Consider the following 14,677-nt stretch of genomic DNA (forward strand, 5'->3'; position numbering starts at 1 on the left):
CCTACCCCTTTGGCCCGCGCCCCTCGACCATGCCGGGCGCGATGAACCCGATCGGCTGGATCGCCATCGCCCCCTGTTTCAGCCGGTCGGACATGGCGCGATATTCCTCTTCCATGTCCGGCGTCACCGATGCGCGCGATTCGCCGATGGCCGCATCGAAATGCGCCGCCGTCACCGCCACCGCATCCAGCCGCTCGCGCAGCGCGATCAGGCCCGCACGCCGCACCACATCCTCCAGGTCCGCGCCGGTATATTGCGGCGTCCGCCGGGCAATGTCGTCCAGGTCGACGTCATCGGCCAGCGGCATCTTTTCCGTCTGGATCTTCAGGATGCGCGCGCGCCCGGCCTGATCCGGCACGCCGACATAGATCAGCTCGTCGAACCGCCCCGGCCGCAGCAGCGCAGGATCGATCAGGTTCGGGCGGTTCGTCGCCCCGATCAGGACGACCGACTGCAATTCCTCCAGCCCGTCCATCTCGGCCAGGATGGTGTTGACCACCCGCTCCGTCACTTGCGGCTCGCCCATGCCGCCGCCGCGCGCGGGGACCAGCGAATCGAGCTCGTCGATAAAGATGACGCACGGCGCCACCTGCCGCGCCCGCGCGAACAGCCGGGCGATCTGCTGCTCGCTCTCGCCATACCATTTGCTCAGCAGATCGCTCGATTTGGTCGCGATGAAATTCGCCTCGGCCTCCCGCGCTACCGCCTTGGCCAGCAATGTCTTGCCGGTGCCGGGCGGGCCATAGAGCAGGAATCCCTTGGCCGGGCGGATGCCCAGCCGCCGGAACGCCATGGGATCGCGCATCGGCAGCTCGACCCCCTCCTTCAACCGCATCTGCGCATCGTCCAGCCCGCCGATATCGTCCCAGCGGATGGTCGGCGCCTGCACCATCACCTCGCGCATCGCGCTTGGCTGCACCCGCTTCAGCGCCTCGACGAAATCGCGCCGCTCGACGCACAGGCTGTCCAGCACCTCGGGCGGGATGGTCTGTTCGGCCAGGTTCAGGCGCGGCATGATCCGCCGCACCGCCTCGATCGCCGCTTCCCGCGTCAGCGCGGCAATGTCCGCCCCGACAAAGCCGAATGTCGTGCGCGCCAGTTCGTCCAGGTCGACATTGGTATCCAGCGGCATGCCGCGCGTATGGATGCCGAAAATCTCGCGCCGCCCCGCCTCGTCCGGCACGCCGACGATGATCTCGCGGTCGAACCGGCCCGGCCGGCGCAGCGCCTCGTCAATCGCATCGGGCCGGTTGGTGGCCGCGATCACGACGACATTGGCCCGCGCCTCCAGCCCGTCCATCAGGGTCAGCAGCTGCGCGACCAGCCGCTTTTCCGCCTCGCCAGACACGCGGTCCCGCTTGGGCGCGATCGAATCGATCTCGTCGATGAACACGATGCTCGGCGATGCCTTGGCCGCTTCCTCGAACACCTGACGCAGGCGGCTTTCCGATTCGCCATAGGCCGAACCCATGATCTCCGGCCCGTTGATCAGAAAGAATTGCGCATCCGATTCGTTGGCGACGGCGCGGGCCAGCCGCGTCTTGCCCGTGCCCGGCGGCCCGTGCAGCAGCACGCCCTTGGGCGGATCGACGCCCAGCCGCTGGAACAACTCCGGATATCGAAGGGGCAGCTCGACCATCTCGCGCAGCTGGTCGATGGTCGGTCCCATGCCGCCGATATCGTCATAGGTGACGTCGGCCCGGCGCGCGTCCGCCGGCTCCTCATAATCGGGGCGCAGTTCGATTTCCGTGTCCTGATCGATATGCACCACGCCGCGCGGCGTGGTCGCGATCACCGACAGGCGGATTTCCTGAAGCGCGTAGGCGGGCGCGCGCAGATGCTGCGCCACTTGTGGCGGAATGTCGGACACGCGCTGCTGGCCGACCGTCGCCACGATATCGCCCTGGCACAGCGGCCGCCCGAAAAAGGTGCGCTTCAGCGCCTGGCTCGACCCCTGCAGCCGCAGATTCTGTTGCGCGGGGGCCAGCACGACGCGAGTCGCGGCCTTGCTCTCCGCCTTGCGGATCTCGACGAAATCGCCCGAACCGACGCCCGCATTGGCGCGCTGCAACCCGTCGATGCGCAGGATCGCCAGCCCCTCATCCTCGGGATAGGGATAGACGGCGCGGGCCGGGGTCGCGCGCTTGCCGACAATCTCGATCACATCGCCTTCGGCCAGGGCCAGCGTCGCCATCAGCGCGCGTGGCAGGTGGGCCAGGCCACGGCCGCTATCCTCCGCACGGGCGTGCGCCACCTGCAACCGGTGCACCGGCTTTTCCTCATCGGCCATGCGCGATTGTCCTCCGTTCGCCTGTAGAACGGTCCAGATAGGAAAAGCGCCGACGTACCGGGAGGGCAGGGCAAAAAAAATGGCCGACCCGTCATGCGGATCGGCCGGAAAAGTTTAGGAGAGGATGCCTGAAAGGCCCATCCTGTGTGCAATGCAGCACGCGATTGTGCAAGTGCGAAATGATCACGCTTTGTTGCATTTTCTGCAACTGATGCCGGGAACCGCGGGATTGCGCGGCTGACCCCGTAACGATCGCACGGTTTCTGCCTCTTGCAAGCCGCTATGATGCACCGCAATATGATGCAATGCGACGCCTGCCGCCCCTGACCGCGATCGAAGCCTTTGTGCAGGTCGCGCGGCTGGGTTCGCTGAAGGCGGCGGCAGAGGAATTGTCGCTGTCCTCGCCCGCGCTCAGCCGCCGGGTTCAGGCGCTGGAACGCTTTGTCGGCCGGCCGCTGTTCGAACGACGGCATCAGGCGCTGCGGCTGAACGACGACGGCGAACGCCTGCTGGCGCAGATCGCGCCTGCCATCGACCGATTGTCCGATGCCGTCGAAACGATGATGAGCGGGACAGAGGTGATGCGCCTGCGCCTCAACGTCCTTCCGCTGTTCGCCGCACAGCGGTTGATCCCGAAAATGCCGGCCCTGCGCGCCCGTTATCCGCAACTGCATCTGGATATGGATACCGGCGGGCACAGCCTGGCGCGGCTGGGCGACGGGATCGATGTGGCGATCATCCTGGCCCCGATGGTGGAACCGGCCTTCTATGCCCGCCGGCTGGACCGGAACAAGGTGCATGTCATCGGCGCGCGCAGTCTGGTCGACGGGCCGAATCCGCTGGTCGAACCGCGCCAGCTTTCACGGCATACCGTGCTGGTCCACCGCGACATGCCGGATACCTTTGTCGAATGGCGCCAGGCGGCGGGGCTGGACGAACTGGTGCCGATGGCGGTCGATCATTTCGATTCAGGCTCGCTGATGTTGGAGGCCGCGGCCCAGGGCATCGGCGTCGCCTTCATGCTGGAAAGCCATTATGCCGATGCGCGCGACGATCGGCTGGTCAAGCTGTTCGATATCGATGTCGACAGTGCGTACAGCTACTGGTTCGTGTGTCGCCCGCGCGCGCTCAATCAGCGGCCGGTGCGGATTTTTCACGACTGGCTGATCGAGGCGCTGGGCGCGGTCTGATTTAAGTCCGGCACCAGCCCGCTCCCCCACCCCGCCACCCATTTCAGAATATCCTGTCGATGGGTGGTGGGGTGGGGGAGCGGGCTGGTGCCGCCAACCGATCAGCTCGCGCGGGCGGTGACGATCTTCCCCGGATTGGCCGGCGGCTCGCCCTTGGGCAGCGCATCGACCGCGTCCATGCCGTCGGTCACCTCGCCCCACACGGTATATTGCCGGTCCAGGAACGGCAGGTCGGTGAAGCAGATGAAGAACTGGCTGTTCGCGCTGTTCGGATCGGCGGTGCGCGCCATCGAACAGGTGCCGCGCACATGCGGTTCGGCGTTAAATTCCGCCTTCAGGTTCGGCCGGCTCGACCCGCCGATACCGCGGCCGGACGGATCGCCGCCCTGCGCCATAAAATCGGCGATCACGCGGTGGAACACCACCCCGTCATAAAACCCTTCATTGGCCAGCTCGCCGATCTGCTGGACATGTGCCGGGGCCAGGTCGGGGCGCAGACGGATCGTCACTTCGCCCGTGTCGAGCGTCAGGACGAGCTTGGAAAAGGTTTCGGACATGAACGGGGATACTCCTGCTACAGAAAGGGGGGTGGCTGATGGCTGTGGCCATACCGCCCGTCCGCCATGCTGGCAAATACGGGAAAGGGGCGTTACCGCAGGGGCGATCAGCGCGATTGGCACAGTGCACTGCAACAGCTAGGGGTCGGCAGGGCACCGACAGCAAGGGAGGCCGGCATGAGCGAGACCGAACTTCCCGACGGCATCGAAACCGATGGCCGGGAACTGGACGAGGATGACCGGCTGAAACCCGAATTCGTCCGCGCCGTGCTGGACGCGGTCGAGGCGGGGGACGAGGAAACCGCGCGCGAACGGGTCGAACCGCTTCACCCCGCCGACATTGCCGACCTCATTGAACTGACCCCTGCGGATCAGCGCGCAGCGCTTGCCTCGGCCATTCACGGGCTGATCGACGGCGACGTGCTGGCCGAACTCAACGACTGGGTCCGCGACGAACTGATCGAGGCGCTGACCGCGTCCCAAGTCGCCGATCTGGCCGCCGAACTCGATACCGACGATGCCGTCGCGATTATCGAGGACATGACGGAAGAGGATCAGCGCGCCGTGCTGCGCGCGCTGGATCCCGACGACCGCGCCGCCATCGAAGAGGCGCTGTCTTACCCTGAGGAATCCGCCGGCCGCCTGATGCAGCGCGAACTGATCGCGGTGCCGGAACACTGGTCGGTCGGCAATGTGCTCGATTTCCTGCGCGCGGACGAGCATCTGACCACCGATTTCTGGGAAGTGTTCGTCGTCGATCCGGCGCATCATCCGGTTGGCACCTGTCACCTGTCCTGGGTGCTGCGCGCCCCGCGCTCCGTCTCGATCGCTGACGTGATGAAGCGCGAACAGACGCTGATTCCCGTGGACATGGATCAGGAAGAGGTCGCGCTCCGGTTTCAGAAATATGGCCTCATCTCCGCCGCCGTGGTCGATGGCAGCGGCCGGCTGGTCGGGATGATCACCGTCGACGATGTGGTCCACATCATTTCCGAAGAGGCGGGCGAGGATATTCTGCGCCTGTCCGGCGCGGGCGAGGGCGACATCAACCAGCCCGTGCTGGACAGCTATCGCGGCCGCGTGCGCTGGCTGCTAGCCAATCTGGTCACGGCCAGTGTCGCGTCCACGATCATCTATCTGTTCGGCGATGCGATCGACGGGATGTGGCAACTTGCCGTGCTGATGCCCATCGTTGCCGGGCTGGGCGGCAATGCGGGCACTCAGACGCTGGCCGTGACGGTGCGCGCGCTGGCGATGAATCAGCTCACCTCGTCCAACACCTGGCGCGCGGTAAAGCGGGAAATGTCCATCGCCGTGCTGAACGGGGCCAGCGTGGCCGGGATCATCGGCTTTGCCGTCGCCATCCTGTTCCACAACAGCCTGCTGGGCGTCGTCATCGCCATGGCGATGCTGGGCAACATCGTCATTGCCGGGGCGGCGGGCGTGATCGTGCCGCTGACCCTGGAACGGTACCGGGCCGATCCGGCCATCGCCTCGTCGATCTTTGTCACGATGACGACCGATTCGATGGGCTTTCTCGTCTTTCTGGGCCTTGCCACCGCGCTGTTGCCGCTGGGGGCTTGATCGGGCCGCCCCGCCATCCCCAGATGGCGGCCATGCCCCTTCACCTGACCAAGGTCGCGTTCGGCGCGGCCAGCCTTGACCATCTGATCGACCGGCTGAACGTGCGCGGCACCGGCCCCATCGGGCTGACCACGCGCTATCTGCCCAAACGGCACGAAGAGATTGCGGGCCAGGGATCGCTGTTCTGGATCATCAAGCATCAGCTTGTCGCCCGCAACCCGATCCTGGGCTTTGCAGAGGCAGAGGGCGGGCGCGTCAACATCCTGATCGGCCTGCCGCTGGTCCGCATCCAGCCCGCGCCGAAACGCGCGCATCAGGGCTGGCGCTATCTGGAGGGGGCGGATGCCCCGCCCGACATGGGCGGCGGCAATGCCGCGGGACTGGACGCGATGCCCACCACGCTGGTCGGCGAACTGGCGGGCCTCGGCCTGATCTGAGCGTCAGCGGGCGTCACCGCGCCAGCGACGGAAATCCTGCCTTGAACGCGGCTACCTTGGGCTTGTCCCACCGCACAATATAGCCGTGATTGGGGTTCCGCCTGGCGAAATCCTGGTGATAGGCCTCGGCGGGATAGAACTGCCCGCGCTCGATCTTGGTCACGATCGGCTTGCCCCAGGCATTGGTCTTGCCCAGTTGCTGGATATAGGCGGCGGCAACACGCTGCTGCTGCGCATTCTGCGGAAAGATCGCGCTGCGATAGCTTGGCCCGGCATCCGGCCCCTGCCGGTTCAGCTGCGTCGGATCATGCGCGACCGAAAAATAGACGCGCAGCAGCGTGCCGTAACTGACCACCGCCGGATCATAGGTGACGCGGATCGCCTCGGCATGGCCCGTCGTCTCGGTCAGCACCTGCTGATAGGTCGCGGTCGCCTTTGTGCCGCCGGCATAGCCGCTGACGACGTCCTTCACGCCCTTCACCTGTTCGAACACCGCTTCCATGCCCCAGAAGCAGCCACCGGCCAGCACCGCCGTCTGCAATCCCGCCGCGCGCGGCACGTCCGCCGCCGGGGCCGGGATCGGCACGGCGCGCTCGGCATGGCCGGCGACGGGGATCAGCGTCACGGCGGCAAGGGCTGCCCCGGACAGGGCGAGGGGAAGGGTCCAGCGGTTCATCATGCCTGTCTCCGGCGGATCGGCGGCATCATTGCAACGCGCGACCCTGTCGACAACAGGTTCGTTCAGCGCGCGCTTGTGGTTTCAGCCGCGGCCTGCGGGATCGACGGGTCCAGATCGATGCCCTGCTGTACGCCCAGCACGAGCACCGCGCCCAGCGCAAAGCCGGCAAGAAACTTGTGCGTGAACCCACTGGCCAGCAAGCGGCGCATAACTCACCTATACTCTGTTTCGTCGGCTGCTGCGCACCCATCGGCGCCAGCCCTGATCGGATATACGGCAGATCGTGACTGCCGGATGTACGGACAAGTCAGATTCCCGCGAATTTCGTCTTTCGGGTGCGAAACAAAGCGTTTCGCGCGGGCCGGATCAGCGCAGTTTGGACACCGCGTCCTGAATCCGGCTGCACGCTTCCTTCAGCACATCGCCCGACGTGGCATAGCTGATGCGGAATGCCGGGGAGAGGCCGAATGCCGCGCCCTGCACCGCCGCCACACGGTAATCGTCGAGCAGATAGGCGATGAACTGTTCATCCGTCTCGATCCGCTGCCCGCCCGGCGTCGACTTGCCGATCACGCCCGAAATGTCGGGATAGACATAGAATGCACCCTCCGGCACCGGACAGGTGAACCCGGGCGTGTCATTCAGCATGGCGACCACCAGGTCGCGGCGCTTCTGGAACGCGGCATTGCGTTCGGCCAGGAACGACTGGTCCCCGGTCAGCGCCGCCGTCGCCGCCGCCTGGGCGATGGAGCAGGGATTGCTGGTCGATTGCGACTGCAGCTTGGCCATCGCCTTGATCAGCCACGGCGCGCCCGCTGCAAATCCGATGCGCCACCCGGTCATCGAATAGGCCTTGGAACAACCGTTCAGGATCAGCGTGCGGTCATAAAGCTGCGGACACACCTCGGCGATCGTCGCAAATTGGAATCCGTCATAGACGATGTGTTCGTACATATCGTCGGCCAGGATCCAGACATGGGGATGCCGGTCCAGCACCTGACCCAGCGCGCGCAGCTCGTCGGCGGTATAGCCCGCGCCCGTCGGGTTGGACGGGGAATTCAGGATGACCCATTTGGTCTTCTGCGTGATCGCCGCTTCCAGCTGCTCCGGCTTCATCTTGTACTGCTGGTCGGCACCGGCGGACACGAACACCGGCGTGCCGCCCGCAAACTGCACGACATCGGGATAGCTGACCCAATAGGGGGCCGGGATCACCACCTCGTCGCCCGCATCGATCGTCGCGACCAGCGCGTTGAACAGCGTATGCTTGCCGCCCACGTTCACGCTGATCTGGTTGGGCGCATAGGTCAGGCCGTTGTCGCGCTTGAACTTGGCGACGATGGCGTCCTTCAGCTCGGCGGTGCCATCGACATTGGTGTACCGGGTCTTGTTCTGGCGGATCGCCTCCATCCCGGCTTCCTTGATGAAGTCGGGGGTGTCGAAATCCGGCTCGCCCGCGCCCAGGCCGATCACGTCGACGCCCTCGCGCTTCAGCTCCAGCACGCGCGAGGTGACGGCGAGCGTGGGCGAGGGCTGGATGCGGTTGAGCGCTGCAGAGGGCTTCATCGGTCTGGCCTGACGTTGATCAAGAGGGAACGGGGCGGCGCGCGCTTATCAGCCGCGGTCCGCTTCCGCAACCAGCCGCGCAACAATTAGGCCGCGCAGGCTGTTTCCGACGCAAAATCCTTGCGCCAGATCAGCGGCGGTCAGCGGCCGTTCCACCGCCTCGCCCGCCTCGATCATCGCGGTCCGCAACACGCCCGGCAACAGCCCTGCGGCCAGCGGCGGCGTCGCATAGCGGCCATCCGGCATCGGCACGAACAGGCTGGTGAAACTGCCCTCGCTCAACTGGCCATCGGCATCGGCGAACAGCACCTCCAACGTGCCCGCCGCGCGGCGGGGATCGTCGTACAGCGCCCGGTCGCTGGTCTTGTGCCGCAACCGAAAGTCGTCTGGCGCGACTTTGCGCGGCACGATGGCAACACTGACCGGCTCGGTCGGGGCAGGGGGCATGGGCCCGGTTTCGATGGCGATCGCGCCGCTTGCGCCCAGCACCAGCCGCACCCGCGCTGGCCCGTCCAGGCGAAAGGTCGCCGCCTGCAACGCGTTGCGCGCCTCGTGCCGGTCGAACGCATGGCCCAGCGCCCGCGCGCTTTCCCGCATCCGGTGCAAATGATGGTCCAGCCGCAGGATGCCGTGTTCGGGCAGGAACGCCATCGTCTCGATCAGGTCCACCGGCCGCTCGCCCGCCGTCAGGAACCGTGCCTTGGTCAGGCATTCGTCCCATTCCTCGCCGCCCACCGAATCGGCGACGATCCCCGACCCCAGGCCCAGGCTCGCGGTCGCCTCTCCCGGTTTCAGGTGCAGGGTGCGGATCGCCACGTTGAACGTCGCATCGCCGCCCGGCGCAATGCTGCCGATCGCCCCGGTGTAGGCACCGCGCGGTCCCGCCTCCACGTCATGGATCACTTCCATCGCCCGGATCTTTGGCGCGCCGGTCACCGATCCGCAGGGAAACAGCGCGCGCAGCACCCCCACCGCATCCGTCCCCGCATCCAGCGTCGCGGTGACGGTGGACACCATCTGATGCACCGTGGGATAGGGTTCGACGGTGTACAGGGCGGGGACCTGCACCGATCCGGCCACGGCCACGCGCGACAGGTCGTTGCGCATCAGGTCAACGATCATCAGGTTTTCGGCCCGTTGCTTGGCATCCGCCTGCAACGCCGCCGCTGTCGCCCGGTCCGCATCCGCATCGGCCCCGCGCGGGGCGGTGCCCTTCATCGGGCGGACGGTGATCGAGCGGCCCGTGCTGGCAAAGAACAGCTCCGGCGACAGGCTGATCAGCCAGTCGGTGCCGGTCCACACCAGCGCGCCATGCCCGGCCAGCGACCGGGCGCGCAGCTTGGCATAGATCGCCATCGGGTCCCCGGCGACCGGCACCGTGGCGGGAAAGGTCAGGTTCGCCTGATAGATGTCGCCCGCACGGATCGCGGCCTGCACCGTGTCGAACGCGGTCAGATAGGCGGCGCGCGAAATCCCCGGCCGGGCCGCGCCGATCCACGCACCGGCCGGATCGGGCAACACCGCGGCGGGATCGACCGGCTCCGCCGCCTCGAACACCCCGAACCACATCAGCGGCAGTCCGCCCGCAGGTTCGCGCATCAGCGGGGCCAGTCGCGGCTCCAGCGCATGGCCCGCCTCGTAACTGATGAACCCGGCGGCATGCAGTCCGCTGGCGCTGGCAGTGGTCAGCGCATCCAGCGCCGCGGCCAGCCCGTCCGCATCCCGCGCCGTCACGGTCCGCACCGGCCGCCGGTACAGCACGGTCCGGCCGCCCGGTCGCGCGTCGTCGGCAAGGACGAAGGGCTGGGTGCGATCAACCATCATCCGCTCCCGCTTGGCCCCCTGCGCTGCGAAGGGCAAGCCCCGGTTGTCCGCCGCCGCGCAAGGCCTTACGTCTTTGCCCATGACCCAGCCCCCGATGCGCGTCCAGATCGTGCCCGTCTCTCCGCTGCAACAGAATGCCACGATCCTGTGGTGCACCCGCACCATGCGCGGTGCGTTCACCGATCCCGGCGCGGAAATCGAAAAGCTGACCGCCATTGCCGATCGTCTGGGCGTGACCATCGAAAAGATCCTGATCACCCATGGCCATATCGACCATTGCGGAGAGGCGGGGACGCTGGCGAAGCAGCTGGGCGTGCCGATCGAGGGCCCGCATGAGGCGGACCGGTTCTGGATTGCCCGGCTGAAGGATGACGGCCCCGGCTATGGCGTGCGCGGCGAATCGTTCGAACCGGACCGCTGGCTGGTGAACGGGGATCAGGTGACGGTCGGCGACCTGGCGCTCGATGTCTATCACTGTCCCGGCCACACGCCCGGCCATGTGGTGTTCCACCACGCGCCATCGGATTTCGCGGTGGTCGGCGACGTGCTGTTTCAGGGGTCGGTCGGCCGCTGGGATTTCCCGCTGGGCAATTTCGACGATCTGATCGCGTCGATCACCGGCCGGCTCTGGCCGCTGGGGGATCAGACGCATTTCGTGCCCGGCCATGGCCCGACCAGCAGTTTCGGCCATGAACGGCGCACCAACCCGATCGTCGCCGATTCGGTGCTGGCCGGGCGCTAGGGGCAGCGCATCGTCCTGCCCCATCCCCGACATCGCTGATTCGGAGCCTGTCGAAGGATGCCACCCGGCCTTATCGGGCCACGATCTCCACGGTCCGCGACTCGGCGGTGGTCAGCCACGGCACGGCCAGCGCAGCGACGGCCAGCAGCAGCATGGCGGTAAAGGTGCCGATGGTGCCCGCCTGTCGCCCGGGCATCCATCCGTCCATGCCAATGGGGTGCAGGATGCGGGCAACGACATAGGCGCCGCCCGCCAGCCACAGCCACAGGCTGGTCCCCACCGCCAGTTCGATCAGCGCGATCAGGATCAGCACGATCGGCGTATATTCGGCAAAATTGGCATGGGCCCGCATCCGCGCCGCCATCCGCGAATCGCCGCCATCGCCATGCGCGATCCCCTGCTTCATGCGAATCTTCAGGATGCGTGTCGCCAGCCAGAAATTGATCAGCGCACAGGCGGCGGCCGTGGTCAGCGCCACTGGCAGGGCAATCGTCATTGGATACGTCCCCCGAAAAACCGGTTATCGGTCGTTGCCAGCCCTTCCATATCGGCGGCGCGCTTGCAACCACGGCGAAAATCGCTATAGGCCCACGCTCGTTTCGCGACCTGCCTGTCCGCCGGTCGGGCATGTGGCGCGTTCGGCGCGCGGCTTGCCCGGTTCATGGGTTGGGCGTATCGCGGCCTGAATCCAAGCTGCTGTTCCGAATAGAAGGTGCCGAGATGGCCGTTCCCAAGAGAAAGACTTCGCCCTCCCGCCGGGGCATGCGCCGCGCGCATGACGCCCTGACTGTCGAGGCGTTCCAGGAATGCCCGAACTGTGGCGAGTTGAAGCGCCCGCACAATCTGTGCAATGCCTGCGGGCATTATAACGGCCGTGAAGTGGTGTCGGTCGAAGGCTGACGTCCGTCCGGTCAACGGGGTTTTCTGAACGATGACGCACGGCTCCTGGCTCGCCATCGATGCGATGGGCGGTGACAAGGGCCTTGAAGTCATGCTGGCCGGCGTCGCCGCTGCACGCAGCAGGGCGCAGGACCTGCGCTTCTTCCTGGTCGGCGACGAGGCTGCGATTCGCGCCGGCCTCGCCGATCATCCCACCCTGTCCGCGGCATCCGAAATCGTGCATGCGCCCGTTGTGATCGGCGGGCATGACAAGCCGAGCCAGGCGATTCGCCGTGCCAAGACCAGCTCGATGGGCATTGCCATCGATCTGGTGAAACAGGGCCGGGCCGGCGCCGCCATCTCGTCGGGCAATACCGGCGCGCTGATGGCCATGGCGAAACTGGCACTGCGCACCATGCCGGGGATCGAACGGCCTGCGCTTGCCGCCCTGCTGCCCAGCCTGGGCGAAACCGACACCGTGATGCTCGACCTGGGCGCCAATGCCGAATCGGATGCGCGCAACCTGGTTCAGTTCGCGGTGATGGGCGCGGCCTATGCCCGCACCGCGCTCGATCTGTCCTGCCCGCGCGTCGCGCTGCTCAACATCGGCACCGAAGAGCTGAAGGGCAATGACGTGGTCCGCGAAGCCGCCGCCGCGCTGCGCGCCGCCCCCCATCTGCCGCTCGACTTTTGCGGCTATATCGAGGGGGACCGGCTGTCGCGGGGCGAGGTGGACGTGATCGTCTGTGACGGCTTTACCGGCAACATCGCGCTCAAGACGGCAGAGGGCACGGCCCGGTTCGTCGCCGACCTCTTGAAACGCGCCTTCCGCTCCTCCACCCGGTCAAAGATCGGGTTCCTCATCTCGCGCCCCGCGACCGAGCTGCTGCGCCATCATCTCGACCCCAACAACCATAATGGCGCGGTTTTCCTCGGCCTCAATGGCCTGGTCGTGAAAAGCCATGGCGGCGCGAACGAAGCGGGCGTGGCCAATGCCATCGCTGTCGCTGCCAAGATGGTGCGCGACGATCTGGCCCGCCGGATTGCCGAGGATCTCGGCAATTTCGAAGCGCGCGCGGCCTGATCGGATGGACATGCGCCGCTCCGTGATCCTGGGCACCGGCTCCGCGCTTCCCGCGCGGCGCGTGTCCAATGCCGAACTGTCCGAAACCGTCGACACCAGCGACGAATGGATCGTCGAACGCACCGGCATCCGCTTCCGCCATATCGCGGGGCAGGGGGAGACGACCTCGACCCTGGCCACCGATGCCGCCCGCGCCGCGCTTGCCGCGGCGGGAATCGATGCCGCTGCGATCGACCTGATCGTGCTGGCCACCGCCACCCCGGATCAGACGTTTCCGGCCACCGCCACGCTGGTTCAGGCCGCGTTGGGCATTCCCGACTGCGTGGCGTTCGATGTCGCCGCCGTCTGCTCCGGCTTTCTCTATGCGGTGCAGGTCGCCGACAGCATGATCCGGGCGGGCGCGGCCAACCGCGCACTGGTCATCGGTGCCGAAACCTTCAGCCGCATCCTCGACTGGGAGGATCGCGCAACCTGTGTGCTGTTCGGCGACGGTGCCGGCGCGATCGTGCTGGAAGGACAGGCTGGCCCGGAAAACGGCATCCTTTCCACCCGCCTGCACGCCGATGGCCGTCACAACGGCCTGCTCTATGTCGATGGCGGCCCCTCGACGACGCAGACGGTCGGCCATGTGCGGATGAAGGGGCGGGAGGTGTTCCGCCACGCCGTCGTCAATCTGGCGACCGTGATGGGCGAGGCGCTGACCGCCGCCGGCCTGACCGCCGCCGATGTCGACTGGGTCGTCCCGCATCAGGCGAATGCCCGCATCCTCGATGCCACCGCGCGCAAGCTCGACCTGGCCCCGGAAAAGGTGATCGTCACCGTCGATCGCCATGCCAACACCTCTGCCGCCTCGGTTCCGCTGGCGCTGGACACCGCTGTGCGCGACGGGCGGATCAAGCGCGGCGACCTTCTGGTGCTGGAGGCGATGGGCGGCGGCTTTACCTGGGGCGCGGCGGTCGTCCGCTACTGATCCGGTGGTGGTGTCCCGTTCCGGCACGGATTTTCGCCAGGCCCGGGCGGTCGATACGGTCCCGTCATGGCTGCGCTTTGTGTTCCCATCCCAATATGTTACGACGTCTCCAAGTCGCGTAATCAAGACATATCGTCATCAAGGAATATGACATGAATTCTGGGGGGACGCTCACGCGCGCCGACATCGCAGAGGCGGTGCATCAGGAGGTCGGCCTGTCCCGCGCGGATTCGGGCAAACTGGTCGAACAGATTCTGTCGCACATGTGCGATGCCCTGGCGCAGGGCGAAAATGTAAAGATTTCCGGCTTTGGCAGCTTCATCCTGCGGGACAAGGGCGAACGCATCGGCCGCAATCCCAAGACGGGGGTCGAAGTGCCCATCGCCCCGCGCCGCGTGCTTACCTTCCGGCCCAGCCAGATGATGCGCGATACGCTGGCCAGCGCGGAATAAGGGCCGCGGTGACCGTCGCCCTTCCGGCCTGCTGACCCTGCCGATGGGGACGAAATCGGACACGGCCTTTCGCACCATCGGCGAACTGGCGGCTGATCTGGGGGTGCCGCAACACCGCCTGCGCTTCTGGGAAAGCCGGTTCAGCCAGCTTCGCCCGGTCCAGCGTGCCGGCCAGCGCCGCTATTACCGGCCAGAGGATGTGGCGCTCGCCCGGCGCATCCATCACCTGCTGGAGCGGGAGGGATATACGATCCGCGGGGTGCAGCAGCTGCTGGCGACAGAGGGTCGCCCGGCCGTGCCTGCCCCGCCACCGCTGCCTGCCGCACCGGCCGGGGCCACGCTGTCCGACCTGACCGCGCTTCGCAACCGCCTTGCCGCGCTGCTCGCCCGGGATTGAGCCGCACGCACGCAGCACCGCTGCCG

The 14,677-nt window shown here is 66.7% G+C and carries 16 protein-coding genes; 9 read left to right on the plus strand and 7 right to left on the minus strand.

From position 1 onward, the window contains the following. Window position 1: 1 nt before the first annotated feature. The gene (locus ACNI3Q_RS05975; protein WP_426274850.1) at window positions 2–2,290 is read right to left on the minus strand and encodes a CDC48 family AAA ATPase; all 2,289 of its coding nucleotides are present in this window, start codon (window positions 2,288–2,290) and stop codon (window positions 2–4) included. A 305-nt stretch (window positions 2,291–2,595) separates the two neighbouring features. Between ACNI3Q_RS05975 and ACNI3Q_RS05980 the strand changes: the two genes are divergently transcribed. After that, window positions 2,596–3,480, plus strand: coding sequence for a LysR substrate-binding domain-containing protein (locus ACNI3Q_RS05980; protein WP_426274852.1), 885 nt, complete (start codon window positions 2,596–2,598; stop codon window positions 3,478–3,480). Between the two features lie 101 nt (window positions 3,481–3,581). Here the strand turns inward: ACNI3Q_RS05980 and ACNI3Q_RS05985 are convergent, their stop codons facing one another. Further along, window positions 3,582–4,037 carry a peptidylprolyl isomerase gene (locus ACNI3Q_RS05985; protein ID WP_260020825.1) on the minus strand — a complete coding sequence of 152 codons (456 nt, stop codon included), beginning with the start codon at window positions 4,035–4,037 and terminating at the stop codon, window positions 3,582–3,584. A gap of 177 nt (window positions 4,038–4,214) precedes the next feature. On the opposite strand from ACNI3Q_RS05985, the gene mgtE reads away from it, so the two are divergent. Next, on the plus strand, window positions 4,215–5,621 hold the full coding sequence (gene mgtE, locus ACNI3Q_RS05990) for a magnesium transporter (RefSeq protein WP_426274854.1): 1,407 nt from the start codon (window positions 4,215–4,217) through the stop codon (window positions 5,619–5,621). Window positions 5,622–5,653: 32 nt separating this feature from the next. Then, window positions 5,654–6,058, plus strand: a complete 405-nt coding sequence (locus tag ACNI3Q_RS05995; protein WP_426274856.1) for a DUF1489 family protein — start codon at window positions 5,654–5,656, stop codon at window positions 6,056–6,058. Between the two features lie 13 nt (window positions 6,059–6,071). Here the strand turns inward: ACNI3Q_RS05995 and msrA are convergent, their stop codons facing one another. The 4 genes from msrA to pabB form a co-directional block, all read right to left on the minus strand. Continuing rightward, window positions 6,072–6,734 (minus strand): peptide-methionine (S)-S-oxide reductase MsrA, encoded by a 663-nt coding sequence (gene msrA, locus ACNI3Q_RS06000; protein ID WP_426274858.1) that lies wholly within the window; start codon window positions 6,732–6,734, stop codon window positions 6,072–6,074. A gap of 65 nt (window positions 6,735–6,799) precedes the next feature. Then, window positions 6,800–6,946 (minus strand): hypothetical protein, encoded by a 147-nt coding sequence (locus ACNI3Q_RS06005; protein WP_260020830.1) that lies wholly within the window; start codon window positions 6,944–6,946, stop codon window positions 6,800–6,802. 157 nt (window positions 6,947–7,103) lie between these two features. Then, entirely contained in the window at window positions 7,104–8,303 is a 1,200-nt protein-coding gene (locus ACNI3Q_RS06010; RefSeq protein WP_426274861.1) for a pyridoxal phosphate-dependent aminotransferase, read from the minus strand. Window positions 8,304–8,351: 48 nt separating this feature from the next. Beyond that, window positions 8,352–10,127 (minus strand): aminodeoxychorismate synthase component I, encoded by a 1,776-nt coding sequence (pabB, locus tag ACNI3Q_RS06015; protein ID WP_426274863.1) that lies wholly within the window; start codon window positions 10,125–10,127, stop codon window positions 8,352–8,354. A 79-nt stretch (window positions 10,128–10,206) separates the two neighbouring features. On the opposite strand from pabB, the gene ACNI3Q_RS06020 reads away from it, so the two are divergent. Continuing rightward, window positions 10,207–10,869 (plus strand): MBL fold metallo-hydrolase, encoded by a 663-nt coding sequence (locus tag ACNI3Q_RS06020; RefSeq protein ID WP_426274865.1) that lies wholly within the window; start codon window positions 10,207–10,209, stop codon window positions 10,867–10,869. Between the two features lie 70 nt (window positions 10,870–10,939). On the opposite strand, the gene ACNI3Q_RS06025 is transcribed toward ACNI3Q_RS06020, so the two are convergent. Beyond that, window positions 10,940–11,365 carry an MAPEG family protein gene (locus ACNI3Q_RS06025; protein WP_426274867.1) on the minus strand — a complete coding sequence of 142 codons (426 nt, stop codon included), beginning with the start codon at window positions 11,363–11,365 and terminating at the stop codon, window positions 10,940–10,942. 224 nt (window positions 11,366–11,589) lie between these two features. Between ACNI3Q_RS06025 and rpmF the strand changes: the two genes are divergently transcribed. The 5 genes from rpmF (at window position 11,590) to ACNI3Q_RS06050 (ending at window position 14,651) form a co-directional block, all read left to right on the plus strand. After that, entirely contained in the window at window positions 11,590–11,769 is a 180-nt protein-coding gene (gene rpmF / locus ACNI3Q_RS06030) for a 50S ribosomal protein L32 (protein WP_260020836.1), read from the plus strand. Window positions 11,770–11,800: 31 nt separating this feature from the next. Further along, window positions 11,801–12,832 (plus strand): phosphate acyltransferase PlsX, encoded by a 1,032-nt coding sequence (gene plsX, locus ACNI3Q_RS06035; RefSeq protein ID WP_426274869.1) that lies wholly within the window; start codon window positions 11,801–11,803, stop codon window positions 12,830–12,832. A 10-nt stretch (window positions 12,833–12,842) separates the two neighbouring features. After that, window positions 12,843–13,802 carry a beta-ketoacyl-ACP synthase III gene (locus ACNI3Q_RS06040; RefSeq protein WP_426274871.1) on the plus strand — a complete coding sequence of 320 codons (960 nt, stop codon included), beginning with the start codon at window positions 12,843–12,845 and terminating at the stop codon, window positions 13,800–13,802. Between the two features lie 152 nt (window positions 13,803–13,954). After that, window positions 13,955–14,254: an integration host factor subunit alpha gene (locus ACNI3Q_RS06045; protein ID WP_426274873.1), complete on the plus strand. Its 300-nt coding sequence runs from the start codon at window positions 13,955–13,957 to the stop codon at window positions 14,252–14,254. Between the two features lie 43 nt (window positions 14,255–14,297). After that, window positions 14,298–14,651 carry a MerR family transcriptional regulator gene (locus tag ACNI3Q_RS06050; protein ID WP_426274875.1) on the plus strand — a complete coding sequence of 118 codons (354 nt, stop codon included), beginning with the start codon at window positions 14,298–14,300 and terminating at the stop codon, window positions 14,649–14,651. Window positions 14,652–14,677 lie beyond the last annotated feature (26 nt).

It is taken from the genome of Sphingomonas eleionomae (assembly GCF_049889035.1).
Lineage (GTDB): Bacteria > Pseudomonadota > Alphaproteobacteria > Sphingomonadales > Sphingomonadaceae > Sphingomonas.

Bases quoted from the DNA above. Each gene is read 5' to 3' on its own strand.
- ACNI3Q_RS06050 (WP_426274875.1), top strand. From the start codon at position 14,298: ATGGGGACGAAATCGGACACGGCCTTTCGCACCATCGGCGAACTGGCG.
- ACNI3Q_RS05995 (WP_426274856.1), top strand. From the start codon at position 5,654: ATGCCCCTTCACCTGACCAAGGTCGCGTTCGGCGCGGCCAGCCTTGAC.
- ACNI3Q_RS06045 (WP_426274873.1), top strand. From the start codon at position 13,955: ATGAATTCTGGGGGGACGCTCACGCGCGCCGACATCGCAGAGGCGGTG.
- msrA (WP_426274858.1), bottom strand. From the start codon at position 6,734: ATGAACCGCTGGACCCTTCCCCTCGCCCTGTCCGGGGCAGCCCTTGCC.
- rpmF (WP_260020836.1), top strand. From the start codon at position 11,590: ATGGCCGTTCCCAAGAGAAAGACTTCGCCCTCCCGCCGGGGCATGCGC.
- mgtE (WP_426274854.1), top strand. From the start codon at position 4,215: ATGAGCGAGACCGAACTTCCCGACGGCATCGAAACCGATGGCCGGGAA.
- ACNI3Q_RS06005 (WP_260020830.1), bottom strand. From the start codon at position 6,946: ATGCGCCGCTTGCTGGCCAGTGGGTTCACGCACAAGTTTCTTGCCGGC.
- ACNI3Q_RS05980 (WP_426274852.1), top strand. From the start codon at position 2,596: ATGCGACGCCTGCCGCCCCTGACCGCGATCGAAGCCTTTGTGCAGGTC.
- plsX (WP_426274869.1), top strand. From the start codon at position 11,801: ATGACGCACGGCTCCTGGCTCGCCATCGATGCGATGGGCGGTGACAAG.
- ACNI3Q_RS06025 (WP_426274867.1), bottom strand. From the start codon at position 11,365: ATGACGATTGCCCTGCCAGTGGCGCTGACCACGGCCGCCGCCTGTGCG.
- ACNI3Q_RS06010 (WP_426274861.1), bottom strand. From the start codon at position 8,303: ATGAAGCCCTCTGCAGCGCTCAACCGCATCCAGCCCTCGCCCACGCTC.
- ACNI3Q_RS06020 (WP_426274865.1), top strand. From the start codon at position 10,207: ATGACCCAGCCCCCGATGCGCGTCCAGATCGTGCCCGTCTCTCCGCTG.
- ACNI3Q_RS05975 (WP_426274850.1), bottom strand. From the start codon at position 2,290: ATGGCCGATGAGGAAAAGCCGGTGCACCGGTTGCAGGTGGCGCACGCC.
- ACNI3Q_RS06040 (WP_426274871.1), top strand. From the start codon at position 12,843: ATGCGCCGCTCCGTGATCCTGGGCACCGGCTCCGCGCTTCCCGCGCGG.
- pabB (WP_426274863.1), bottom strand. From the start codon at position 10,127: ATGATGGTTGATCGCACCCAGCCCTTCGTCCTTGCCGACGACGCGCGA.
- ACNI3Q_RS05985 (WP_260020825.1), bottom strand. From the start codon at position 4,037: ATGTCCGAAACCTTTTCCAAGCTCGTCCTGACGCTCGACACGGGCGAA.